Origin of the sequence: Paracoccus sp. S4493, assembly GCF_000967735.1 — a bacterium.
GTDB classification, from domain to species: Bacteria; Pseudomonadota; Alphaproteobacteria; order Rhodobacterales; family Rhodobacteraceae; genus Paracoccus; species Paracoccus marcusii.
This window is the reverse complement of record NZ_JXYF01000053.1, coordinates 1-22,718: the sequence shown is the minus strand read 5'-3', so window position 1 is coordinate 22,718 and position 22,718 is coordinate 1. Positions and strand designations below refer to the sequence as shown.

Below are 22,718 nucleotides of genomic sequence, written 5' to 3'. Positions count from 1 at the left end.
GCCAAAGCCGCGGCCGGCGGGCTTGCCGTCAAAGCCCGGCTTGGGGCCGAAGCGGCGCGGGCCGGCATCGCCGCCATCGGACCGGGCGGCGCGTTCGCCGGCGGCCCCGCGGGGGCGCATCTCGCGCGGCTTATCCTCGACCTCTCCGGTCAGCAGGCCGCCCAGCTGGTCGCGCAGGACCTTGCGCTTGACCTCGGTCACCTGGTTCTTGTCCATGCCGGTCAGCTTGAACGGACCATAGCCGATACGGATCAGGCGGTTCACCTGCAGGCCGACATGGGCCATCGCGCGGCGGATCTCGCGGTTCTTGCCCTCGCGGATGCCCACGCTGATCCAGGCGTTCGCACCCTGCTGGCTGTCCAGCTTGATCTCCATGGGGGCGAAGTCCTCTCCCTCGATGGTGACGCCGCGGCGCAGCGGGTCGAAGGTCATGTCCGAGGGCGTGCCGTTCACCCGCACCCGGTACCGGCGCAGCCAGCCCGTCGCCGGCAGCTCCAGCCGCCGCTTCAGCTCTCCGTCGTTCGTCAGCAGCAGCAGACCCTCGGAGTTCAGGTCAAGACGCCCCACGGTCATCACCCGCGGCATGTCGCGCGGCAGCGCGTCGAACACGGTCTGGCGGCCCAGTTCGTCGTTTTCCGACGTGATCAGGCCCAGGGGCTTGTAATACAACCACAGCCGCGTCTCCTGCGGCTCCTCCAGCTTCTTGCCGTCGACGGTGATCCGGTCGGTGGGCAGAACGTCCAGGGCGGGACTGTCGATCTTCTTGCCGTTCACGCTGACGCGGCCCTCGATGATCATCCGCTCGGCCTCGCGCCTGCTGGCGACACCGGCGCGCGCCATCACCTTGGCGATGCGGTCGGCTTCGGTGCGGGGGGCGACCTGGGGGGCCTTTCGGTCGGGAATCTGATCGTCGGTCATGCGCGTCTCCTTCGCATCGCTGCGGGGCAAAGAGGGGTGCATACGCCCAAGCGGGCCGTGTGGGAAGCGTTTCTTTCCCCGGCTTGCGCGCCGCGCAGGGGATTGCGACAAGACGGTCATGGTCCCCTTCACCACCCATATGGCGCTTGCCCTGTCCCAAGCCCGTGACGCCGCGCTGCGCGGAGAGGTGCCGGTGGGCGCCGTCGTGACCGACCCGCAGGGCCGCGTGGTGGCCGCCGCGGGCAACCGCACGCGCGAACTGTCCGACCCGACCGCCCATGCCGAGATCCTGGCCATCCGCGCGGCCTGCGCGGCCCTGGGGTCCGAACGCCTGCCCGGTCACGACCTGTGGGTCACGCTTGAGCCCTGCCCGATGTGCGCGGCGGCCATCTCGGCCGCGCGGATCGCCCGGCTGTATTACGGGGCGTCGGACCCGCGCATGGGGGGCGTCGCCCATGGCGCCCAGGTGTTCCGGCACGCGCAGTGCCATCACCGCCCCGAGGTCTATGACGGCCTGGCCGCGCCTGAATCACGCGACCTGCTGCGGCGGTTCTTTGCGCAACGACGGTGACGCGACCGCTTGAACCTGCCGCGCGGGCGGACTATACCAATCCCCGCGCGGGTGTTGTGTAATGGTAAGACCCTAGCCTTCCAAGCTAGAGACACGGGTTCGATTCCCGTCACCCGCTCCAATCCCTCTCACGACATCAGACGACCGGATGAAACCGCATCACGCGGCTGCCGTCCTGCGGATCGGTCAGCGTGCTTGCCCGCACCTGAAAAACGCGCGCCAGCAGGTCCGCGGTCAGGATACGGTCTGGCGGGCCCAGGGCCACCAACCGACCGGCCTGCATCACCGCCAGTCTGTCGCAGCGCATCGCCTGGTTCAGGTCATGCAGGGCGATCACCGTGGTCAGACCCAGGCCGCCCACCAGATCCAGGATCGCCAGCTGATGACGGATGTCCAGGTGGTTCGTCGGCTCATCCAGCAGCAGGATCCGTGGCGCCTGCGCCAGTGCGCGGGCGATATGGGCGCGCTGGCGTTCGCCCCCCGACAGGGTCGACCAGTCGCGCCCCGCCAGATGTGCCAGGTCGACCCGCGCCAGCGCCTGCGTCACATGCGCCTCATCCGCCGGGGACCAGGGCCGCAGGGCGTCCAGCCAGGGGGTGCGCCCCAAGGCCACCGCGTCGGAGACCGAGATGCGGTCCGACGTCTCGGCGCTTTGGACGACCAGGGCGATGTGACGGGCGACCTGGCGCGCGGGCATGTCGCGCAGCGGCCGGCCATCCAAGGCAACCTGGCCGTCGTCGGGGCGGACCAGCCCGGCCAGCATCCGCAGCAGCGTGGACTTGCCCGACCCGTTCGGGCCGATCAGGCCCAGCATCTCTGCGGGACGGATGTCCAGGGTGACGCCGGCCACCAGGGGGCGCCCGCGCACGCGGCGGGTCAGATCACGCGCGGTCAGCATCATGACGCGGACCGCCCGCGGATCAGGATCGCCGCAAAGGCCGGCGCGCCGACCAGCGCGGTCACGACGCCGATGGGCAGGGTCTGGCCGGGCACCAGCATCCGCGCGATCACGTCCGCGGCGATCAGGAAGACCATGCCGATCAGCGCCGACACCGGCACCAGCCGCGCGTGGCGCGTGCCCACCAGGAACCGTGCCGCATGCGGGACGACCAGTCCGACAAAGCCGATCGCACCGGTGACCGACACCATGACCGCCGTGGCCATGGCGGTCGCAAGGATCAACACGGCCTGGACGCGCCGGACCGGCACGCCGAGGGACGCCGCCGATTCCGTGCCGAAGGCAAAGGCGTCCAGCGCGCGGATGTGCCATGCGGCTGCGCCAAGGACGGTCACGGCGGCGACCACCGACAGGCCGACATCGTTCCACCGGACGCCCGACAGGTTGCCCAGCAGCCAGAACATGATGCCGCGCGCCTGTTCCGCGCTGGCCGACCGCGCGATGATGAAGCTGGTCAGGGCGTTGAACAGCTGCGACCCGGCGATGCCTGCCAGCACGATCTGCGCGGCACCCCGCGCCCCCGGACCGCCGCCCGACAGGCGCGCCAACCCCACCACCAACGCAAAGGCCGCGATCGCGCCCAGCATCGCGCCCGCCGACATCGGCACGAACCCCGCGCCGATCCCCGCCACCGCGACCGTCACGGCCCCCGTAGACGCCCCCGCCGAGATGCCCAGCAGATAGGGGTCGGCCAGTGCGTTGCGCAACAGCGTCTGCAGGACCAGACCCGAGATCGCCAGCCCCGCCCCGCAGGCCCCTGCCACCAGCGCGCGCGGCAGGCGATAAGCCCAGACGATACCCTGATCGATCGGGTCCAGCGGATAGCCCGCACCCAGCATCTGGTTGGCCAGCGCCTGCCAGACGGTCGAGAGGGGGATCGGCGTTTCTCCCAGGGCGGTGCCGGCCAGGGGGGCCGCCACGATCAGCAGCGACACCCACAGCCAGACCGGGGCCAAGGGGCGGCGGGCGGTCGGCACCCCGACATCGGCGGTCATTCGGACAGCCCGTCCATGCCCGCCGCCAAGGCCTCCAGCCCGTCGATCATGCGGATGCCGGGATGCAGCGCCTCGGCGTCCAGGATGACGATACGATCCCGGCGTACGGCGGTCATCCGGCGCGTGACCGGGTCCGTCTTCAGAAAGCGCAGCTTTGCCTCGACATCGTCGGCGGGAAAGCGGCGGCGGTCCATGCGCGCGATCACCAGCACCGAGGGGTCGGCACGGGCGATCGTCTCCCACCCCACGGCGGGCCATTCCTCGTCCGAGGTCACGACATTGCGCAGGCCAAGGCGGTCCATCATCCAGGCCGGGACGCCCATCCCGCCCGCCATGTAGGGGTCCAGCGCCAGATCGGCCGAGGAGAACCAGACCGCCGCGGACGCATCCGGCAGGTCCATCGCCCGCGCGCGCTCCACGACCGCCGCCTCTCGGGCCTGCAGGTCGGCGATCAGCGCACGGCCCGCGTCCTGCGCGTCCATGACCCGCGCGATCTGGTCGATGCCGTCCCACAGCGTCGCGATGTCGAAGGGCGCAAGGCGGGTGCCGTCGGCGCCCACGCTGTTGTCCTTGCCTTGGCAGTCCGTGGGCATGACATAGGCCGGAATGCCCAGATCGGCGAACTGTCGGCGCGTGCCGACCGCCCCTTGGTCCCCGATCATCCAGGCGAACATCGTCGGCACGAAGCCGGGGCGCCGGTTCACCACCGATTCAAAACTGGGCGTGTCGTCGCTGATGCGGTCCACCGTGGCGTCATCCTCCGCAAAGGCGGGCAGCACCGGGGTGAACCACAGCGCGGTCCCGGCCATCCGGTCCGCCTGGCCCAGCGCATACAGGATCTCGGTCGTGGACTGGCCGATCGACACGACGTTGTCGGGACGCGCGGGGATGGTCACCCGGTGCCCGCAATTGTCGATCACCAGCGGATAGTCGGTCGGCGCGGCAAGGGCCGCCTGGCCCAGGCCCAGCGCCACCGCGGTCGTCAGGAAGATTCTGGTCGTCATGGTCGTCCTTCATGAAACGAAGGACGGGGCTGAAAAAGGCGCAGCGGCGTCACCGGGGTCCCACCCGCCTTCGCGGTCGCGTCGGACGAAGGCCGTGGATCGGCGCATGCGGTCTTTCTCCGGGGCACCCCGCCCGGGTTGGTTCAAGTCATGATGGCAGGTCTCCTGACTTGCGGATCGCGGCCTTCCCCGCCTTCCCGGCGCAGGGGGCGCCAGTGGCATCATGGGGTCGGCTACCGCTTACAGTTGCGGGGGCAGTCGCGGATTCGGCGCCTGATGGCTACACCTCACCACGTTCCCTTTTCACCCTGCCGGGGCCTTGGCCGGCACGGGAACCATCACGGACGGAAATGCCGCCGGGTGGGGACAAAGTCAACCGCCGCGGCAAGCAGCCCGCAGCCGACCCGGCCACCACGGCCGACGCACTGCGACACCTACGGCTTATGCCAGCCTGACCCCGGCGACCGGTGCGCCGCAGGTCGAACGCGCGGGCGCCCTGCGAAGGAAGTAGTTGGTCGCAGTCCTTCCTGCCCAGCATGGATGAAGGGCGTCAGACCGCCGGGCGATGGGGCGCCTGACACCGCAGGGCTTCAAACCTGGCCGGGCCTCTTTTGCCACAGGTGGCGAAGGTCCAGCCGGGGATAGTCCCGCTCGATCTGACTGCCCCAGAACAGGCCTGCGATCGGGGCGTCGGGATGGTCGGGATCAAGGCCATAGTCGATCTGGGCGATGCGTTCGGCCGGCATGTGCAGGGTGTAACGCAGGAACAGGAACTGCTCCAGCCAGGCGTCATGGTCCTTGTTCGTGAACAGGTCCGGGCGGGGGACGGGTTTGGGGTCGTGCATGGTGGGTCAGCCTTGGGTGACGGATCCCGATTGTCCGTCAATCCGCCTGCCGGTGCAACATTCCCGTCCCCGAACGAAAAGGGGGCACGCCGCATCCGGCATGCCCCCCCAATCCACGGTAGGCGATCAGTAGATCGCCAGGGCCGGGAACAGGATCAGCAGGCCCACCGCCAGGATCTGCAGCCCGATGAAGGGCAGCAGGGCGCGGAAGATCTCTCCCAGCGAGATGTCCGGCGGGGTCACCGACTTCAGGTAGAAGGCGGCGGGCCCGAAGGGCGGCGACAGGAAGCTGACCTGCATGTTCATCGCGAACAGCACGCCGAACCAGACGGGGTCGTATCCCAGGCTGACAATGATCGGCACGAAGATCGGCATTGTCAGCAGCGCGATGCCGACCCAGTCCAGGAACATGCCCAGCACGAACAGGATCGCCATCATGAACAGGATGATGATCGTCGGGTTGTCGCTGATGCCGGTTATCAGTTCCGACACGAAGTTGATGCCGCCCATCAGGTTGAAGACGCCCACCAGGGCGGATGCGCCGATGCCGATCCAGACGATCATGCCGACCGTCTGCAGCGTCTGCATGGCCGCGCCGCGCAGCAGGCCCCAGGTAAATTCGCCGCGGATCACGGTCGAGATCAGCACGCCCGCCACGCCCACGGCGCTGGCCTCGGTCACGGATGCGATGCCGCCATAGATGGAGCCCAGCACCATAATCACGACCAGGATCGGCAGGAACAGGCCCTTGAGCAGGCGCAGCTTTTCGTCCCGCGGGACGCGGGCGGTGACGGCCGGGGGCACGTCGCCCGGCGTCAGCCAGGCACGGATCAGTACATAGGCCACATAGAGCAGCGCCAGCATGAAGCCCGGCACGAAGGCGGCCGTGAACAGGTCGCCGATCGAGACGTTCGCGGTCAGGCCATAGATAATCAGCACGATCGAGGGCGGCACCATGGTCCCCAGGCTGCCGCCCGCGCAGACGACCCCGATGGCCAGCTTGCGGTCATAGCCCTGGGCCAGCATCTGGGGCAGCGCGATCAGGCCCAGCAGCACGACCTCTCCGCCGATGATGCCGGACATGGCGGCCAGGATGACGGCCACGAAGATCGTCTGGACCGCCACGCCGCCGCGGATGCGGCCGCCGACCAGGCGCATCGCCTCGAACAGGTCGCGGGCGATGCCGCTGCGGTCCAGGATCGCGGCCATCAGCACGAACATCGGCACCGACACGAAGACGAAGCTGGACACGAAGGTATAGACGCGGCTGGTGATCAGCGGCACCACGTTCGGGCCGAACCATCCCAGCGCGAAGATCAGCGTGACCAGCAGCGTGACGAAGGCCAGCGGGATGCCCGTCAGCAGCAAAAGCAGCAGCAGCGCGAACAGAAGGCCCGTCCCGGCCTCGATCCCCAGGGATTGCAGCGAACCGAAGATCTCCATCAGCGGGCTCCCTTGTGCCCGCGGGCATAGTTGACGGTCAGGATGGCGAATTGCAGGGCCATGATCGCCAGCGCCACCATCAGCAGCACCTTGAGCACGCCCGGATAGGCCGGGTTCCAGGCCGAACCCGAGGTCTCGAGGTGAAAGCTGCCGTCGGGGCGCCAGGCGGACCGCTTGACCATCTGCCAGGCCGCCCAGGCGAAGGCGCCCGAGGACAGGCCGCAGATCGCCGAGATGAGGATGTCGGCCACGCGCCGCGCGGCGGGCGGCAGCAGGTCATAGACCAGGACGACCCGGATGTGCCGGTCGCGCGCGGTGCACAGCAAGCCCCCGTAGACGAACGAGATCGCGCACAGGAACACCGTCGTCTCGTGCGCCCAGTTCGTCGGGCGGCCGAACACGTAACGCAGCACGACCTCCTGGATCAGGATCAGCATGGCGACCACCAGACCCAGGGCCGGGATGATCGCCAGACGGTCGATCACGCGACCCAGGCGCCCCGACTGGGGCACGGCCTCGTGTTCCTCGCGCGGAATGGCTTCGGATGCGTCCATCATGTCCTCCTCCCTGGAAGGGACCGGGCGCGAACGCCCGATCCTGCGGCGCTTACTGCACCAGGTCCTTTTCGGTCAGGTACGCAGTCAGCGCGTCATAGACCTGCTGCGCCGCGGGCGACTGTCCGGCGACCTTTTCCCATTCGCCCATCGCGATGCCGCGGAACTTGGTGCGCTCTTCGTCGGACCAGTCGTGGACGGTGATCGTCCCGCCGGCCTCTGCCTCCGCCACGGCGGCCGCGTCGGCCTCGGCCAGGGCTGCGACCTGGACGCGGGCGAAATCGCGCACCGACTGCGTCATGACATGCTGCAGGTCCTCGGGCAGGGCGTCCCATTTCTCCTTGTTCATCGAGATCTCGACCAGGGGCATGGAGTGGAAGCCGGGATAGACCGGATGGGGCGCGACCTCGTTCAAGCCCTGGGCCTGGTTGGTCGAAAAGACGCTGTAATCGGCCGCGTCGATGACCTTCTTGTCCAGCGATGTGAAGACCTCGGAGCCGGGCAGGTTAACGGGCGATGCGCCGGCGGCGGCAAAGACCGACTGGACCAGGCCTTCGGGCGCGCGGATCTTGACGCCGGCCAGATCATCGACCCCGTCCAGCGGCACGGCGCTGACCAGCGCCTCCAGGCCCGGCGTGGTGGCGCCGATGAACTGCAGGCCATAGGGGTTCATGATCTGGTTCAGCAGCTCCGCTCCGCCGCCGTTCTCGACAAAATCCAGCATCTGCTCGGGGTCGGACCAGGCGCCGACCGGGTTGCCCATCAGGCCGAAGGCCGGATCGCGTCCCGAGAAATACGACAGGTCGGTCACATGACCGTCCAGGATGCCCGTGGCGATTGCATCCTGGGTTTCGTTATGGGCGACGATGGATTCGACCGGCAGCAGGTCGATGGCGATGCGGCCGCCGGACTTTTCCGCGACATCCGCGGCCCAGCCCTGCTGGAGGACGAAGTTCGGGTTGCCCGACGGGTCGGACGACTGGAAACGGAAGCTGTGATCCTGGGCCATGGCGGGCGCGGCCAAGGCCATCGCGGCGCTGGCCGACATCAGGAAACGGGTCATCTTGGTCATGGTGTCTCTCCTCCGGTTGAAACTGGGCGCGGGTCGGACAGGGCCGCGACCGCGCGGTCGATGATCTGGTCGGGCGGCAGCGCCACGTCGATCCACAGCGCGCCTTCGGCGGCGGGATCGGGGGGCTGCAGCGCGGCCAGCTGGCTGTCGATCAGGCTGGCGGGCATGTAGTGGTCGCGCCGTGCCGCCATGCGCGCCGCGATCAGGTCGCGGTCGCCGTGCAGGAACACGATGTCCATCGCCCCTGCACCGGCCCGCAGCCGGTCACGATGCGCCTGGCTGAGCCCCGAGCAGGCCAGAACGGCGCGATGGGGCGTCGCACGCGTCGCCGCCGCCAGGCGGTCCAGCCAGCCCCACCGCATGTCGTCGGTCAAAGGCAGCCCGGCCCGCATGCGCGCCACGCTGGATTCGTCGTGATACAGGTCCGCCTCGATGAAGCTGCCGCCGATGCGGTCGGCGATGCCACGGGCCACGGTCGACTTGCCCGTGCCGCAGATGCCCATGACCAGAATCGGCCGCGCGTCCATGATGTCTCCTCCCGATGACAGCGCAATCATGGATGACAGCGCTGTCATCGGTCAAGCCTCTTTTCTTTGCGCGGCGATGGCGTAATCTGCGCGTGTCATGAACAAAACCTCGCGGATCACCCTGTCTGATGTGGCGCTGGCCGCCGATGTCAGCCCTATCACCGTGTCGCGCGCGCTGCGGGACCCGTCCAAGGTCTCGCCGCTGGCCCGCGACCGGATAGACCGGGCCATCCGCGAACTGGGCTATGTGCCGAACCCTGCGGCGCGCGCGCTGGCATCGGGGCGCACCGATATCGTGGGGGTCATCATCCCGTCGGTCAGCAACAACGTGTTCGCCGACGTGATGCGCGGCATCGACGAAGGTCTGCAGGGCAGCCCGCTGATCGTGCAACTGGGCACCACGCGCTATTCCCCCCTGACCGAGGAGCAGCTGATCCGCGTGTTCCTGTCACAGCGCCCGGCCGGATTGATCGTCGCGGGCCACGATCAATCCCCCGCCGCCCGCGCCCTGCTGGCCGGGGCGGAATGCCCGGTCGTGCAGATCATGGAGGTCGGCCCCGACCCCATCGACCTGGCCGTCGGCCTGTCGCATTTCGACGGGGCACGGGCCGCCGCCGAGCATCTGCTGGCGCAGGGATACCGCGCGCCGGCCTTTCTGGGTGCTCAGATGGACCCGCGCAGCCAGCGCCGCCTGGCAGGGTTCCGCGCCTGCCTGGAGGCCGCCGGGCTGGGGGGCGACGATCCCGTCGTCACCACACCCGAGCCGTCCTCGGTCAGCCTGGGGTGCCGGCTGTTCGCGGATCTGATGGCGCGCCTGCCGCAGACGGATGCGGTCCTGTGCAACAACGACGATCTGGCGCTTGGCGTCCTGTTCGAGGCGCGTCGACGCAACATCGCCGTGCCCACCCGCCTTGGCATCTGCGGGTTCAACGACCACGAGATGATGTCCGCGGCCGAACCGCCCATCACCTCGGTCGCAACCGATCGACGGGCGATGGGCGCTCAGGCGATCCGCCTGATCCGCGCGCGCCTGGCCGGACAGGATGCGCCCCGCGGCCATGCGGTCGACCTGGGGTTTCAGCTGATCCCCCGCGCAAGCACGCGCCGCAACCGTGCCAGTGCCGATCGGCCAACCTGACGGCCCCTCTGTCGGACATGACCAGCCTTGCACATGCTGCAAAACTGCCATTTCATGGATCGAAACGGATGGGAGGATGTCATGACCCTGAGGCCGCTGTACCGGACGCGGTTCCTGCTGACCCTGGGGGGCCTGTGCTTGGCCCTGCCCGGCGCGCTGCAGGCGCAGGACTATCCGCATGCGGACGAATCCATCGGCACGGTCGAGGACGTCTATGACGGCCACCTGACGCCGGACCTGGCGGTCAGCACCTTCCGCAACATCGACCGGCTGTTCCCCACCCGGACCATCCCGGCCGGCGACACGCCCCGCGACCTGCCGGAGGCCTTGGTCGATCTGCCGGAAATGGTGACCTATCAGGTCGATGACGCAACCTATGACCTCTACGACTTTCTGTCGCTGGACAATGTCACCGGGATGATCGTGCTGAAGGACGGCAAGGTCGCCTACGAGACCTATCAGCGCGGCAACACGGCTGACACGCGCTGGATGTCGATGTCGGTGGCCAAGTCGATCACCTCGACCCTGGTCGGCGCGGCGATCGTCGATGGCCATATCGGCGGCGTGGACGACATGGTGGTCGATTACGTCCCCGCACTGGCAGGCAGCGCCTATGACGGGGTCAGCATCCGCGACATCCTGCTGATGGCGTCGGGCGTCGACTGGAACGAGACCTATACCGACCCCCAGTCCGACCGCCGCGACCTGCTGCGTGCGCAGATCGAACAGCGCCCCGGCGCCGCGATGGAGGTGATGGCCGCCCTGCCCCGCGCGCACGAACCCGGCACCCACCACACCTACTCCACCGGCGAGACGCAGGTTCTGGGCGAGGTCGTCCACGGCGCGGTCGGCAAGCCGTTGTCTGACTATCTGGCGGAAAAGATCTGGCAGCCCTATGGGATGGAGGCCGACGCAAACTGGTGGCTGGACAGCCCCGACGGGGTCGAGATCGGCGGCAGCGGCCTGTCCGCAACCCTGCGCGATTTTGCCCGCTTCGGTCAGTTCTTCCTGGAGGGCGGGGTGATCGACGGCAGCACCATCCTGCCGGACGGATGGACAGAGACTGCTGGCCAACCACAGAAGCTGAAAAGCGGCGAGACGATCGATTACGGATACATGTGGTGGCCGGGCTGGACCGAACCGTCCATCGCCGACGGTGCCTTTGCCGCCATCGGCATCCAGGGGCAGAACATCTACATCAACCCCACGCGGAACGTCGTCATCGCGACGCACATGGCGCAACCGAAGCCCGTCGGACGCGAACCGGTCGATCCGCTGGTCGTGTTCGACGCCATCTCTGAGGCCTTGAAGTAATGGTCGCGCGGCCGTCTTTTGTCCTCAGGCCGTCACAGGAGAGCTGCGCCCGATCATTCGAAGTCCAGACCAGGTCCGTTGAAAGGAAAGGCGTATCATGATCGATGACACGGATCGAAAGTACCTGCAGCGCTGTGTCGACTTGGCATCCGAAGCGCTGGACCGCGGCAACGAGCCCTTCGGATCGGTGCTTGTGTCGTCTGAGGGTGAGGTGCTGTTCGAGGACTACAACCGCATCGGCGGGGGTGACCACACCCAGCACCCGGAGTTCGCCATCGCCCGATGGGCTGCAAACAACATGGACATTCAGGATCGCGCCAAGGCCACGGTCTACACGTCTGGCGAACACTGTCCGATGTGCGCCGCCGCCCATGGCTGGGTGGGGCTTGGTCGAATCGTCTATGCAAGCTCTGCAGCCCAGATGACGGCGTGGCTTTCCGAACTGGGCGTCCCCGCGTTCCGAGTTCGCCCGCTGCCCATCCGCGACGTGATCAGCGATACGCCGGTCGACGGCCCTGTCGAGGAGTTTGCACAACAGGTCCGCGCTCTCCATGTCCGGTCGCACATCCGCTGATTTCCAGGGGTAAGAGCCAAGGCCGACCCTCTAGCAACTTTTTGTCCCATTTATAACCAAAGTCTTTCAACGAGGGCCGTTCGCAATGACCTGCCACTGAACTTTCATCCAGTTGCGACCGGATTTCGGTTGGTAGTTATGCCGGTTGGCGCGGCTTGAGCAATCGCCCGGCGCGCGGAACCCTCATCGCGTGCAGCGGGTAGGGCAGTTGCGGTTGGTCAGGTGCAGGGCGAAGCCTGCGGGGGTTTTGTAGCCAAAGTGCGCAATGCGGACGCGCGGTGTTGTAATCGGTCCCCCATGCCGCCATCAGTTCGCGGGCATGGGTGAGGTTGCGGAACAGAGCGTCGTTCAGAAACTTGTCCCGTATCTGGCCGTTCAAGCATTCTACGAAGCCGTTCTCCATTGGCTTGCGGGGGGCGATGTCGTGCCATGCAACCTTGGCGTCGGGGCACCACGTCAGGATGGCGTTGGGGGTCAGCTCTGTCGCATTATCGCTGACGATCATCCCGGGCTTGCTTCGCCGTTCGACCAGCGTCGTCAGTTCCCTGGCGACACGGCGGCCCGAGATCGATGTGTCGGGGATCGCGGCCAGGCATTCCCCTGTGACGTCGTCCACTACGTTCAGCACCCTAAACCGCCGTCCGCAGGCGAACTGGTCATGCACGAAGTCGAGGGACCAGTGGGCATTGGCGCACGCCTTAATCAGGATCGGGGCCCTCGCGCCGAGCGCCTTACGGCGCGCTTTGCGTTTGCGGACGGTTAGCCCTTCCTCGCGGTAGAGCCGCTAGATGCCCGACAGCTCCCCCTTACGTCGCCGCAGCACAAAAAGCTGCAGATACCCAAAGCGACGCCGCTCATTGGCCAGATCTTGCAACCGACCCTGCAGCGCCGTGTCAGGTGCGCGTCGCGACTGGTAACGCACCATCTTCCGGTCTGCCGCAGCAATCTGGCACGCCCGGCGTTACAACAGCCCAAACAGGGCTTTCAGATGCGCGACAGCATCGCGCTTCGCGGCGGGCGCTACCATTTTTCTGACAGTAGTTCCTTCATCGCCGCAATGTCGAGCATCTGCTCTGCCACCAACTTCTTCAGCTTGGCGTTCTCATTCGGCGCTATGCGTCTCATTCCAGCGTGTTCAACCGCTTGGTCTCGGACACTATCATCCCGGAATACTTCGCCTTCCAGACATAAAACGTGCCTTCCAACATTCCATGCTTGCAGCACAGATCAGCGCATTTCGTGCCTGCCTCGTACTTCTATAAGGTCCCGATGATCTGCTGATCGCTTCCCTCACTCCCTGCCTTGCGGCTCCACCCGTCTTTGGGTGATCGATACTGCGTGGAGATCGCTCGGCTGGCGGAAGCGCTGCAGAGGCTGTCCACGCGGCCTGTGGCGACGGGGATTTTGCCGGGTCTGATCTGTAATATCCGGATGATGCCAGAGACTACCGCGCCGGGCGCCCACGGTTTTCCAGTTCTGGGGTAAGCGTCCGGTCTGACTGCCCTGCCGCGCTTGGAGAGTGACGGATAGTGTCCACTATGGATGGTGGACACTATGGGGTGGCCCGTGGCGCGTCGGACAAAGCGGCTCTGGACGGACGAGGAGAAGCGGACGATCTGCTTTCAGACGACTGCGCCTGGCGTTTCGGTTGCTCAGGTCGCGCGGCGTTACGCGGTCAACGCGAACCTGATCTTCAAATGGCTGCGTGATCCACGCTTTGCGCCCGAGGCTGAGGCGGGCTCGAGTTCGCTCGGGGATGCGTCGTTTCTTCCGGTCGAGATCGTGCAGGATGTCAGGGCAGCCCCGGCTGTCCCTGATGTGCCGGTCGCCGAGGTGAGCCGGATCGAGATCGAACTTGCCGGCGGGCATCGGATGCGGATCACGGGCCGCTATGATCCCGAGGCTTTGGCACGGCTGATCCGGGGCCTGACGGCGTGATCCCGGTGCCTGCCAACACGCGGGTCTGGCTCGCGGCCGGGGTCACGGACATGCGCAAGGGCTTCGCGGCGCTGGCCGCGCAGGCCGAGGCGGTGCTGAAGCAGGATCCGTTCGCCGGGCATCTCTTCGTCTTCCGGGGTCGGCGCGGCGATCTGGTGAAGGTGATCTGGTGGGATGGCCAGGGCGCCTGCATGTTCATGAAGCGTCTGGAGCGGGGGCGTTTCGTCTGGCCCTCGGCAACGGAGGGCAGGATCGCCCTGACGGCCGCGCAGTTGGCGATGCTGCTGGAAGGGATCGACTGGCGGACCCCGCAGCGGACCTGGCAGCCGCTGGCGGCCGGATAAGGGACGGGTCCGGATCGTTGAGGATTCCCAGCCGGAATCCACCACGATAAGCTCGTCTCATGCTCGACGAGCCCGCCATCCTGCCGGAAGATCCCGAGGAGCTGCGCAGCTTCACGGCGCGGCTCGTGGCCGAGGTGAAGGCTCAGGCGATCCTGATCGAGAAGCTCCGGCACCAGCTTGCGGGGCACCGGGCGCACCGGTTCGGCACCTCCTCCGAGACTGCGGAGCAACTGCAACTGGCGCTGGAGACCAGCGAGATCGCCGCCGCCGCGATGATCGCGCGGATGAAGCTGCCAGACGTCGAGGAGAAGGACCGGCCGAAGCGTCGCCCGATCCCCGACCACATCCCGCGGATGGAGGTGGAACTGAGCCCCGGCACCGATGCCTGCACCGATTGCGGCGGGCGCCTGCGGCGGATCGGCGCGGACGTGACAGAAGAGCTGGAATACGTCCCCGGACGCTTCATCGTGAACCGGATCGTGCGGCCGCGGCTGACCTGTTCGTGCTGCGAGCGGTTCGTCCAGGCACCGCTGCCCTCCCGCCCCATCGAGCGCGGCCGCCCTGGTCCGGGCCTTCTGGCCCATGTGCTGGTGAGCAAGTATGCCGATCACCTACCGCTCTACCGCCAGAGCCAGATCTTCGAGCGCGAAGGGCTGGACCTCGACCGCTCCACGCTGGCCGACTGGGTCGGCAAAACGACCGCGCTGCTGGCGCCGCTGGCCGATGCCATCGGCCGCCATGTCCTCTCGGCCGAGGCGATCTTCGCCGACGACACGCCCGTGCAGATGCTGACCCCGGGCACTGGAAAGACACAAACGGCGCGGCTCTGGACCTATGCCCGGGACGAACGGCCATGGGCCGGGGCGGCGCCCCCGGCCGCCTGGTATCGCTTCTCCGGCGACCGCAAGGGTCAGCACCCGAAGGACCACCTCGCCCGCTTCCACGGCTGGATGCATGCCGATGGTTATGCCGGGTTCGAGGATCTCTATCGGTCCGGCGCGATCCACGAAGTCGCCTGCATGGCCCATGTCAGGCGCAAGTTCGTCGACATCCATCGTGCCCAGGCTTCTCCGATCGCCGAAGAGGCCATCCGCCGGATCGCCCGGCTCTATGCCGTCGAGAAGGAGGCCCGAGGTTTGCCGCCGGACAAGCGTGTCGAGCTTCGTCAGGCCCGCGCCGCCCCGGTCTTCGACGATCTCGAGCTCTGGCTGGCCATGCAACTGACCCGCATCTCGTGCAAGTCGCCGCTGGCTGCCGCGATCCGCTATGGCCTGACGCGGATGGTGCGCATGCGCCCCTATCTCGCCCACGGCATCCTCGAGCTGGATAACAACACCGCCGAACGCGGCATGCGCGCCATCGCCCTCGGCCGGAAGAACTACCTGTTCGTCGGTTCCCAGACAGGCGGAAAGGCCGCCGCCATCGCTTACACCCTGATCGAGACGGCCAAACTGAACGGCGTCGATCCCCAGGCCTGGCTGGCCGACACCCTGGCGCGCCTGCCCGACCACAAGATCACCAGGATCGACGAACTGCTGCCTTGGAGGTGGGCCAACTCATGAGCATTCTCCGCCTCACCGCCGTTCTGGAAGACGTCACGCCCCGCGTCTCGCGGATCCTCATGGTGCCTTCGGATCTGCGCCTGGACCGTCTGCACCTTGTTCTTCAGGCCGCCATGGGCTGGGAGAACCAGCATCTCTACAGCTTTGAGGCAGGATCCCGCCGATGGAGCCTGCCCGATCCCCACCTCAGGCTTGATGCCCTGCCGGCCAACAAGGCCACCCTACAACAGGCTCTCGTGGCCGCAGGACACACTTCGCTCGTCTACACCTACGACTTCGGAGACGACTGGCGACATCATCTGACCGGGGAGCTGACGGACGGCCCCCTGCCGGGCCAGCTCTATCCACGGCTGGTCGAAGCTGAAGGCCGCTGCCCGCCCGAGGACGTGGGAGGACCTCCAGGCTACGAGCACTTCCTCGAGGCGATCGCTGACCCCGGACACCCGGACCACGATGAACTGACCGAGTGGCACGATGAGCCCTTCGACCCCTCAGTGCCAGACACCGACATGCATCAGTTCGAGGTCCTTAAACTCGCCAAACGGTGGCAACCTCGGAAGAAGTAGGCCCCTATGCCGGACGCTTACGATGAGGCGACTGTGCGCGCTGTCGCTGACGGGGGGCTGAACCGGCCCGGACGGTTGCGTCAGCTTGCCGTCAGCAACGAAAAAGCCCGGCCGTCGCGGGCGGGGCCGGGCCGGTGGGGGGCGGTGGCGGGGCGGGCCCCTTCGAGGCCGAAGCCCTCTGGATGGACTTCCTCCGCTCACCCAAGGTCCGCGGCCTTCGACTGGCGGAACGCAGGGACGCCAGCGGGCACGACGTGCTGGCCTGCACCCGGCCAAGGTGTTCAGGGCCCATCCCAGGCCGCGCCCACGGACGGGAAAGTCTCTCATGCTCTCCGAAGTCGCGCCTGGATAAAGGACCCGTGGCAGGTCAGAACGGCTGAGCCAAGAGGCGCTACCCTGGTGCTTGCCAGCGTGCCGGCAGCAATGCGCTTCCGAGGGTGCCGACGTTCATGGCGCGCATCCCGCAGCGCCTCTGCGCGGCACCGTGCCGCTGCATTCCTCCTGCTTCGGCAGAGCGGCGTTCGAAGTCGATCCTCTCGCCCGCGGCACATTCCACGAGAACAACAGGACATCAGAAACCTGGGGATGCCGATGGACCCATAGCCCCGCCTTTCGCCCCGAGCCGGCGGTGCATCTCTCCAGCATCGGGGGGTCGAACCCGATCAAACAGCAAGCCTTGGCGCAGATCTGCGCTTGCCAGGACGCAGCCCGCTTGTGCCGCCGCCAGCGCGCCACACCCAAGCCGTCCGCAGCAGGCCCGACCGAGCCATGGTCCAGGGCCTCCGCTCACTTCGCAGCGGACAGGAAGGTGTCGATCGCCGCGGCCGCACGATCACGCAGACCCGCGTCGAACCTCAGTGCAGAGAAGGCGGCGCGGTCCTGCTGGTCAAAGCCGTGATCGGCGTCCGGCAGGACCTCGACTGCGACCCGCGCGCCCCGTTCGCGCAGACGGGCGGCCATGCTCTCGCAGTCGGGGGTGCTGACGATCCGGTCCTCGGCGGCCAGAACCATCAGGATCGGAGGCGCGCCGGTCCAGTCACCCGCATCGGCGCCGTTCAGCAGCCCGCAGTAGGGATAGAGCAGAATGACCGCCTCGAGGTCCCGCAGCAACTGGGCCGGAGGGGCCGGCCAGTCCCGAAGCGCGGGGGAAACCTCTCCGGTCACGGCAAGGCGCAGGAACTCCATCGTCGCCCATCCGCCATGCGAGGCCCCCAGCACGATCCTGCCGCCCGGCGGCAGCGCCGGATCGGCCAGTGCGACGGCCAGATCGCCCGCACGCTCTGCACCGGGCAGGGCCTGTCCCGCGCAGACCAGCCGCCATGCCTCGAACCGGTCCAGACCGCGGGGGCCGTGACTGTCTAGGATCAGCGTCCGGTATCCGCGGCCTGCAAGCCGGCCGGCCCAGAAGTCCATGTTGTCATGGACCCCGTCGCAGCCCGACAGCACCACCGCGCCGCCGGTCTCGGGGACGCCCAGGGCCGGCGGCCTGACGCGCCAGAAGGGCTCCAGTTGCGCCCGGCGTTCGGCGGGCGTGTCGGGCGCGACGGTCAGCCCCGCCCACTGTCGCCAGGTATTCGCCCCTGTCATCACCAGCAGCAGCAACAGAAGGGCCGCCGTGGCGAATCCCGCGCGCTTCAGCCGTTGCTGCATCCCTGCTGGAACCCCCCGTCGCAATGCGCGGCCAGGCGGGCGCTGTCCGCGGGGGTCCAGCCCTCGGGATCGGTCAGGGCCACCCAAGGACCGATATAGTCATGCGCGTAATAGCTGTGGCCATAGCCCGCGGGGGCATTGGTGGCCAGGATCATGTCCACGACCAGCTGGAACTGCGTCACCAGGGGCGTGAACCTGAGATCGGGCGAGACGTCCGGGGCAGGAGGCTCGCGCATCCAGGCCGGCGCCCGCCAGAGCGATGCAGGCTCGTAGAAGACGATGGGATCGCTGGAATACTGCAGGAACACCAGCCGCATGTCGCCCCAGCCGCCGGGGCCGCCCGCGTCGCGGAAATGGCTGGCAAAGCGGATCAGGCGGCCGTCGCCCACCTCCGGGGCGACATGGGGGCTGCCGGGCTTGCGCTTGGCCGTCGCTTCGTTCCAGCGCGCCGAGGGAAAGGGCGGGCCCGCCCAGAACGCCCCGTTGATGGGATTGTCGAGCAGCGCGAAAAGGTCGGTGCCATACATCGACGCCCAGGCCCCCAGGCTCAGCCCGTGGATATAGAGCCTCGGGCGGCTCTCGCGCGGCAGATCGCGCCAATGACCGTGGATCGTGCTGATCAGCGTCCGCGCCTGATCCAGCCCCGCCCGCGTTTCCAGCAGCAGCGCCATCGGCGATTGCAGATAGGAATACTGGACGGCCACCGTCGCGATGTCGCCCTGGTGCATGTACTCGACCACGTCGAAGCTGCCCGGATCGAGCCAGCCCGTCCCCGTCGGCAGGGCGACGATCAGCACCTTGCGCTCGAAGGCGCCAAGCCGCTGCAACTCGGCAAGCGCGCGGTCTGCGCGCTCTTGCGGGCTGTCGGCCTCGGCAAGGCCCACATAGACCCGGATCGGGTCCAGCGCGGACCTGCCGGAGAATCCGGCAATCGCGCGGGCGTCCGGCCCCTCGGTGACGAAGTCACGCCCCGGCCGCCCCATCGCGCCCCAGTCGATCAGCGAGGCCGCGCTGCCCGGCATCCGCGGGTCCTCGGGCGAGGGGGGCGCGGTGTCGAACAGTTCCTGCGCGGTGGTGAACGAGCGGTCCATCGCCTGGATCACCCGGTCCAGAACGCCGTCGCGGGTGACGATCACCAGCGCGAGCGTCAGAAGCAGCAGGCCCGAGACATTGGCCGTGCGCCGCGGCATGTGCCGGTAAAGCCGCGCCCGAAGGCGGTCGAAGGCCCATTGGATCAGCGCGCCCCCCAGCATCAGCAGCGCGAAGACCAGCAGCGCCACGACCGCCATGCTCGGCACATCGACGCTGTCGAGCAGGTCCATGCCCATCCGGCTGCGGATGCCGTTCTGCCAGTCCCGCGCCCGCGCGAGGCAGAAGATCAGGAACACAGCCACCGGAACGCCCGCGAGCAGATGCACCACCGTGGCGGCCTGCCCGCGCAGGACCGGCAGCTCGACCGCCCGCCACAGCGTCTGCAGCAGCCGCCCGAGCATGTAGCCGAGCGCCGCCACCACCCCGCCCAGCACCCCCTGGACGAGCCAGCCGCGCGGGATCAGCGACGGCGTGAGCGAGGCGGCAAACAGCGCAAGCCCCAGGTAGAACGGGAAAAAGGACATCTTGAGAAACCGTCGCCGATCCATGCAGCCCGCCTGTCGTTCACCTGCCGCAACCTTACCCGATTTCGGCGCAAGCGAAAGGAAAGGCGCGAGAGGACTGGACGGGGTGCCCGGGGCCCTGTTGCGCCCCGTCCAGTCCCCGCCGTCCGCGCGTTCCAGGACGGAACGGCGGCGTTCGAGAAGGGAAGCCAGCCCCCGCGCGGTCGGCTTGCCCCCGGGGATCGTCTCGACGATCTCAGCGGCAGGGACGCAGGCTCCGGGCGGTCTTGTCGGCCACGGCGACGATGACCCGCAGCACCGCATCCGCCGGCGGTGCCAGGGTCCGGTTGCGGTGCCGTCGCGCGCCGCGCGCCGCACGACCCAAGGTCGCGCCGACCACCAGCAGGCGCCCAGGCCCAGCCCGGACGCCGGCCCCCTGCCCGTCACGCAGCCTGCGTAACTCTGTCGTCGCCAGCAGGCGATCCTCAGCCAGGTCCATCACCCGGGCGACAGAAGCGATCTCTTGCACCCTCATCTGCACGAGGGCACGCAGAAAGCCGGCATATGCACCCCTTCATGATGCAACGGATCACCTGCTCCTGCAGGACATGCGGTGCAGTTCACCCGCATGGGCGGGCCGGCGATTCCGTATCCAGGGTGGAGGGAGACCATCGAGGCAAGGCCGTGGCTCGAGCCGATTCCCGTGATAAACTCGATCGCGGACGACCTCCGGCGTCATGGCCCGTCATCAGAAAGGACCATCGCACACAGGAGCCATGGGGTGGTGAAAGGCTGGCAGGATTTCAGATTTTCCGATCGCGCCGAGGCAGGCCGGATGCTTGGAGCGCATCTTGCCGGGCTGTCCCTTGATCAGCCCATCGTCTATGCGCTTCCCCGCGGCGGCGTGCCCGTCGCGCTTGAGGTGTCGCGCGCGCTGAAGTCGCCGCTCGACTTCATCCTTGTGCGCAAGATCGGCGCGCCGGGTGCGCCCGAGCTTGCGCTCGGCGCCCTCGTGGACGGGGCCTCGCCGCAGATGGTCATCAACGAAGAGGTGCGCCGGCACATGCGCGTCACCGACGAGTATCTTCAGGTAGCGTCCACGGGCGTGGTGTAATTTCATCGGCGCTGCCGGTGTAATCCGAGGTGGCCATCGAGGTGTATGGTCGAGGTGGAGTTTCGACGCTTCAACCACGAACCGAACGGAGACCCCGATGACCAAGACCAACATGGACTTGTCCGAGCTTCTGGCAAAGCAGGATCAGGGCGATTTTCTGCGCCTCATTGCCGAGAACGTGCTGCAGCTGATCATGGAGGCCGACGTCGACGGCCTGATCGGCGCTGGCCGCTAGGAGCGCGGCGAGGCCCGCCAGACCTGGCGCAACGGCTACCGCGAGCGCTCGCTCGACACCCGACTTGGCACGCTGAACCTGAAGATCCCGAAGATGCGCTCCGGGGCCTACTTTCCCGGCTTCCTGGAGCCGCGGAAGACGGTGGAGAAGGCGCTGGTCGCCGTCATCCAGGAAGCGTGGATCAACGGCGTCTCGACGCGCAAGGTCGATGAGCTGGTGCAGGCCATGGGCATGACCGGCATCTCGAAATCGTCGGTATCCAAGCTGTGCAAGGACATCGACGAGCGGGTGAACGCCTTCCTCAAGCGCCCCCTTGCCGGCGACTGGCCCTATCTGTGGCTCGACGCCACCTACTTGAAGGTGCGCGAGGGCGGGCGCATCGTCTCGGTGGCGGCAATAATCGCAGTGGCCGTCAACACGGACGGAAAGCGCGAGATCGTCGGCCTGCACATCGGCCCTTCCGAGGCCGAGCCGTTCTGGACGAGTTTCCTGCGCGATCTGGTGCGTCGTGGGCTGACCGGCGTGAAGCTTGTCATCTCCGATGCGCACGAAGGGCTGAAGGCCGCCATCGCGCGCGTGCTCGGCGCGACATGGCAAAGATGCCGGGTTCACGCCATGCGCAACGCGCTCGCCTACGTTCCCAAGGGCCAGCACACCATGGTCGCGGCCGCGATCCGGCAGGCCTTCATCCAGCCCGATCACGACAATGCGGTGCAGACATGGCGGCATGTCGCCGACCAGCTCCGCGCCAGGTGGCCGAAGCTGGGAGCCTTCATGGACGACGCCGAAGCCGACGTGCTGGCCTACATGGCCTTCCCGGCCCAGCATCGCACCAAGCTGCACAGCACGAACCCGCTGGAGCGTCTGAACAAGGAAGTGAAGCGCCGCGCCGACGTGGTCGGCATCTTCCCCAACGAGGACAGCATCGTCCGCCTCATCGGCGCTGTCCTACTCGAAGCCAACGACGAGTGTCAGCTTCAGCACCGATACATGCAGGTCGAGGCCATGGCCGACCTGATCCCGCCAGCAACCGAGGAGGAAAAGACGCTTCAGATTACACCGAAGGCCGCCTGATCATGACGGCCCGGAACCACAACCGAAATTACACCACGTTGACGGCTCTTGGTGGGGGCGGGAAGGTTCAGGTGGTGCCAGATCAGATAGAGGAAGACCTTGAAGTCCTCCTTCATCGGGTCGGCGGGGGTTCCGCTCAACGGGTCTTCATCTCCTTGATGGCGGCCCCCACCGAGATCGTCACGAAGACCGCAACGGGCCACCAGCGGGGGCCGGTGTAGAAGGCGCCAACGCCCACGAGGGCGGCGTCAACGAGGCCGTCGCGCCACCCGCCACCGCGGGTGAGGTCCTTGCGCTCCTTGAGGAGCCAGTAGGCGGCGGCGACACCGAGGCGGGCTGCGGCCGCACTGGCCCCGAGGAGGCCCTGGAGGGCAGCCCCGAGCATGACGTGGCCGAGGCCAATGGTGGCCCAGACATAGCCGCCCTCGGTCCGCTCAGAGGGTGTCAGGACCTCGGACCACAGGCGGCGGACCGCATCACCGACCATAGCTGGCCCGGATCACGCAGCCATTTGAAGATCAGGTTCGCGTTGACCGCGTAACGCCGCGCGACCTGAGCAACCGAAACGCCAGGCGCAGTCGTCTGAAAGCAGATCGTCCGCTTCTCCTCGTCCGTCCAGAGCCGCTTTGTCCGACGCGCCACGGGCCACCCCATAGTGTCCACCATCCATAGTGGACACTATCCGTCACTCTCCAAGCGCGGCAGGGCAGTCAGACCGGACGCTTAC

General features: G+C 67.5%; 24 protein-coding genes, 1 tRNA gene, 2 pseudogenes and 1 riboswitch. Of the genes and pseudogenes, 11 read left to right on the top strand and 16 right to left on the bottom strand.

What is annotated here, in order from left to right:
• The coding region (locus TW83_RS09720; RefSeq protein ID WP_045982571.1) for a pseudouridine synthase at nucleotides 1-918 on the bottom strand (918 nt) is incomplete at its 3' end.
• 118 nt (nucleotides 919-1,036) lie between these two features.
• On the opposite strand from TW83_RS09720, the gene TW83_RS09715 reads away from it, so the two are divergent.
• Together TW83_RS09715 and TW83_RS09710 are read left to right on the top strand one after the other, a co-directional pair.
• Nucleotides 1,037-1,489, top strand: a complete 453-nt coding sequence (locus TW83_RS09715; RefSeq protein ID WP_042246386.1) for a nucleoside deaminase — start codon at nucleotides 1,037-1,039, stop codon at nucleotides 1,487-1,489.
• A gap of 47 nt (nucleotides 1,490-1,536) precedes the next feature.
• Nucleotides 1,537-1,610: transfer RNA gene (locus TW83_RS09710), tRNA-Gly, on the top strand.
• A gap of 15 nt (nucleotides 1,611-1,625) precedes the next feature.
• Here TW83_RS09710 and TW83_RS09705 read toward each other — a convergent pair.
• The 8 genes from TW83_RS09705 to TW83_RS09670 form a co-directional block, all read right to left on the bottom strand.
• Nucleotides 1,626-2,390 carry an ABC transporter ATP-binding protein gene (locus TW83_RS09705; protein WP_045982570.1) on the bottom strand — a complete coding sequence of 255 codons (765 nt, stop codon included), beginning with the start codon at nucleotides 2,388-2,390 and terminating at the stop codon, nucleotides 1,626-1,628.
• Entirely contained in the window at nucleotides 2,387-3,442 is a 1,056-nt protein-coding gene (locus TW83_RS09700; RefSeq protein WP_045982569.1) for an iron ABC transporter permease, read from the bottom strand. Before TW83_RS09700 ends, TW83_RS09705 begins: the two co-directional genes overlap by 4 nt.
• Nucleotides 3,439-4,446 (bottom strand): ABC transporter substrate-binding protein, encoded by a 1,008-nt coding sequence (locus TW83_RS09695; protein WP_045982568.1) that lies wholly within the window; start codon nucleotides 4,444-4,446, stop codon nucleotides 3,439-3,441. The genes TW83_RS09700 and TW83_RS09695 overlap by 4 nt, the downstream gene beginning before the upstream one ends.
• Nucleotides 4,447-4,583: 137 nt before the next feature.
• Nucleotides 4,584-4,801, bottom strand: a riboswitch (cobalamin riboswitch).
• Between the two features lie 235 nt (nucleotides 4,802-5,036).
• Nucleotides 5,037-5,291, bottom strand: coding sequence for a hypothetical protein (locus TW83_RS09690; RefSeq protein ID WP_045982567.1), 255 nt, complete (start codon nucleotides 5,289-5,291; stop codon nucleotides 5,037-5,039).
• A gap of 126 nt (nucleotides 5,292-5,417) precedes the next feature.
• Nucleotides 5,418-6,734, bottom strand: a complete 1,317-nt coding sequence (locus tag TW83_RS09685; protein ID WP_045982566.1) for a TRAP transporter large permease subunit — start codon at nucleotides 6,732-6,734, stop codon at nucleotides 5,418-5,420.
• Nucleotides 6,734-7,288, bottom strand: coding sequence for a TRAP transporter small permease subunit (locus TW83_RS09680; protein ID WP_239441317.1), 555 nt, complete (start codon nucleotides 7,286-7,288; stop codon nucleotides 6,734-6,736). The genes TW83_RS09685 and TW83_RS09680 overlap by 1 nt, the downstream gene beginning before the upstream one ends.
• A 52-nt stretch (nucleotides 7,289-7,340) precedes the next feature.
• A complete protein-coding gene (locus TW83_RS09675; RefSeq protein WP_045982564.1) occupies nucleotides 7,341-8,360 on the bottom strand; it encodes a TRAP transporter substrate-binding protein in 1,020 nt (339 codons plus the stop codon).
• Nucleotides 8,357-8,887: a gluconokinase gene (locus TW83_RS09670; protein ID WP_204245741.1), complete on the bottom strand. Its 531-nt coding sequence runs from the start codon at nucleotides 8,885-8,887 to the stop codon at nucleotides 8,357-8,359. The genes TW83_RS09675 and TW83_RS09670 overlap by 4 nt, the downstream gene beginning before the upstream one ends.
• A gap of 97 nt (nucleotides 8,888-8,984) precedes the next feature.
• Here TW83_RS09670 and TW83_RS09665 point away from each other — a divergent pair, with 97 nt between their 5' ends.
• The 3 genes from TW83_RS09665 to TW83_RS09655 all read left to right on the top strand — a co-directional run bounded on the left by TW83_RS09665 (nucleotide 8,985) and on the right by TW83_RS09655 (nucleotide 11,913).
• Complete coding sequence (locus TW83_RS09665; protein ID WP_045982562.1) at nucleotides 8,985-10,025, top strand: LacI family DNA-binding transcriptional regulator; 1,041 nt, start codon at nucleotides 8,985-8,987, stop codon at nucleotides 10,023-10,025.
• Nucleotides 10,026-10,106: 81 nt separating this feature from the next.
• Nucleotides 10,107-11,339 (top strand): serine hydrolase, encoded by a 1,233-nt coding sequence (locus TW83_RS09660; protein WP_157001488.1) that lies wholly within the window; start codon nucleotides 10,107-10,109, stop codon nucleotides 11,337-11,339.
• Between the two features lie 97 nt (nucleotides 11,340-11,436).
• Nucleotides 11,437-11,913 carry a nucleoside deaminase gene (locus TW83_RS09655; protein ID WP_045982561.1) on the top strand — a complete coding sequence of 159 codons (477 nt, stop codon included), beginning with the start codon at nucleotides 11,437-11,439 and terminating at the stop codon, nucleotides 11,911-11,913.
• 104 nt (nucleotides 11,914-12,017) lie between these two features.
• Here TW83_RS09655 and TW83_RS09650 read toward each other — a convergent pair.
• Nucleotides 12,018-13,259 (bottom strand): annotated as a pseudogene (locus tag TW83_RS09650) (IS3 family transposase).
• A gap of 220 nt (nucleotides 13,260-13,479) precedes the next feature.
• Between TW83_RS09650 and TW83_RS09640 the strand changes: the two are divergent.
• The 4 genes from TW83_RS09640 to TW83_RS09625 are packed head-to-tail and all read left to right on the top strand — an operon-like array spanning nucleotide 13,480 to nucleotide 16,323.
• Nucleotides 13,480-13,851: a transposase gene (locus tag TW83_RS09640; RefSeq protein WP_239441316.1), complete on the top strand. Its 372-nt coding sequence runs from the start codon at nucleotides 13,480-13,482 to the stop codon at nucleotides 13,849-13,851.
• The gene (gene tnpB, locus TW83_RS09635; RefSeq protein WP_045982560.1) at nucleotides 13,848-14,195 is read left to right on the top strand and encodes an IS66 family insertion sequence element accessory protein TnpB; all 348 of its coding nucleotides are present in this window, start codon (nucleotides 13,848-13,850) and stop codon (nucleotides 14,193-14,195) included. The genes TW83_RS09640 and tnpB overlap by 4 nt, the downstream gene beginning before the upstream one ends.
• A gap of 59 nt (nucleotides 14,196-14,254) precedes the next feature.
• Nucleotides 14,255-15,757, top strand: a complete 1,503-nt coding sequence (locus TW83_RS09630; protein WP_045982559.1) for an IS66 family transposase — start codon at nucleotides 14,255-14,257, stop codon at nucleotides 15,755-15,757.
• Nucleotides 15,754-16,323: a plasmid pRiA4b ORF-3 family protein gene (locus TW83_RS09625; protein WP_045982573.1), complete on the top strand. Its 570-nt coding sequence runs from the start codon at nucleotides 15,754-15,756 to the stop codon at nucleotides 16,321-16,323. The genes TW83_RS09630 and TW83_RS09625 overlap by 4 nt, the downstream gene beginning before the upstream one ends.
• A 786-nt stretch (nucleotides 16,324-17,109) precedes the next feature.
• On the opposite strand, the gene TW83_RS09620 is transcribed toward TW83_RS09625, so the two are convergent.
• The 3 genes from TW83_RS09620 to TW83_RS09610 all read right to left on the bottom strand — a co-directional run bounded on the left by TW83_RS09620 (nucleotide 17,110) and on the right by TW83_RS09610 (nucleotide 20,103).
• A complete protein-coding gene (locus TW83_RS09620; RefSeq protein ID WP_045982558.1) occupies nucleotides 17,110-17,973 on the bottom strand; it encodes a dienelactone hydrolase family protein in 864 nt (287 codons plus the stop codon).
• Nucleotides 17,958-19,589, bottom strand: a complete 1,632-nt coding sequence (locus TW83_RS09615) for an alpha/beta-hydrolase family protein (RefSeq protein ID WP_136652239.1) — start codon at nucleotides 19,587-19,589, stop codon at nucleotides 17,958-17,960. The genes TW83_RS09620 and TW83_RS09615 overlap by 16 nt, the downstream gene beginning before the upstream one ends.
• A 235-nt stretch (nucleotides 19,590-19,824) precedes the next feature.
• Nucleotides 19,825-20,103, bottom strand: a complete 279-nt coding sequence (locus TW83_RS09610; RefSeq protein WP_157001486.1) for a hypothetical protein — start codon at nucleotides 20,101-20,103, stop codon at nucleotides 19,825-19,827.
• A gap of 78 nt (nucleotides 20,104-20,181) precedes the next feature.
• Between TW83_RS09610 and TW83_RS21815 the strand changes: the two genes are divergently transcribed.
• Both TW83_RS21815 and TW83_RS09600 read left to right on the top strand, forming a co-directional pair.
• Entirely contained in the window at nucleotides 20,182-20,682 is a 501-nt protein-coding gene (locus TW83_RS21815) for a hypothetical protein (protein WP_204245740.1), read from the top strand.
• Between the two features lie 97 nt (nucleotides 20,683-20,779).
• Nucleotides 20,780-21,991, top strand: a pseudogene (locus TW83_RS09600) (IS256 family transposase).
• On the opposite strand, the gene TW83_RS20540 reads toward TW83_RS09600, so the two are convergent.
• The 3 genes from TW83_RS20540 to TW83_RS19780 are packed head-to-tail and all read right to left on the bottom strand — an operon-like array spanning nucleotide 21,967 to nucleotide 22,645.
• Complete coding sequence (locus TW83_RS20540; RefSeq protein WP_157001484.1) at nucleotides 21,967-22,131, bottom strand: hypothetical protein; 165 nt, start codon at nucleotides 22,129-22,131, stop codon at nucleotides 21,967-21,969. The pseudogene TW83_RS09600 and the gene TW83_RS20540 sit on opposite strands and share 25 nt — an antisense overlap.
• Nucleotides 22,128-22,478, bottom strand: coding sequence for a hypothetical protein (locus tag TW83_RS09595; RefSeq protein WP_045982555.1), 351 nt, complete (start codon nucleotides 22,476-22,478; stop codon nucleotides 22,128-22,130). Before TW83_RS09595 ends, TW83_RS20540 begins: the two co-directional genes overlap by 4 nt.
• Nucleotides 22,436-22,645, bottom strand: coding sequence for a transposase (locus TW83_RS19780; RefSeq protein ID WP_239441315.1), 210 nt, complete (start codon nucleotides 22,643-22,645; stop codon nucleotides 22,436-22,438). Before TW83_RS19780 ends, TW83_RS09595 begins: the two co-directional genes overlap by 43 nt.
• Between the last annotated feature and the right edge of the window lie 73 nt (nucleotides 22,646-22,718).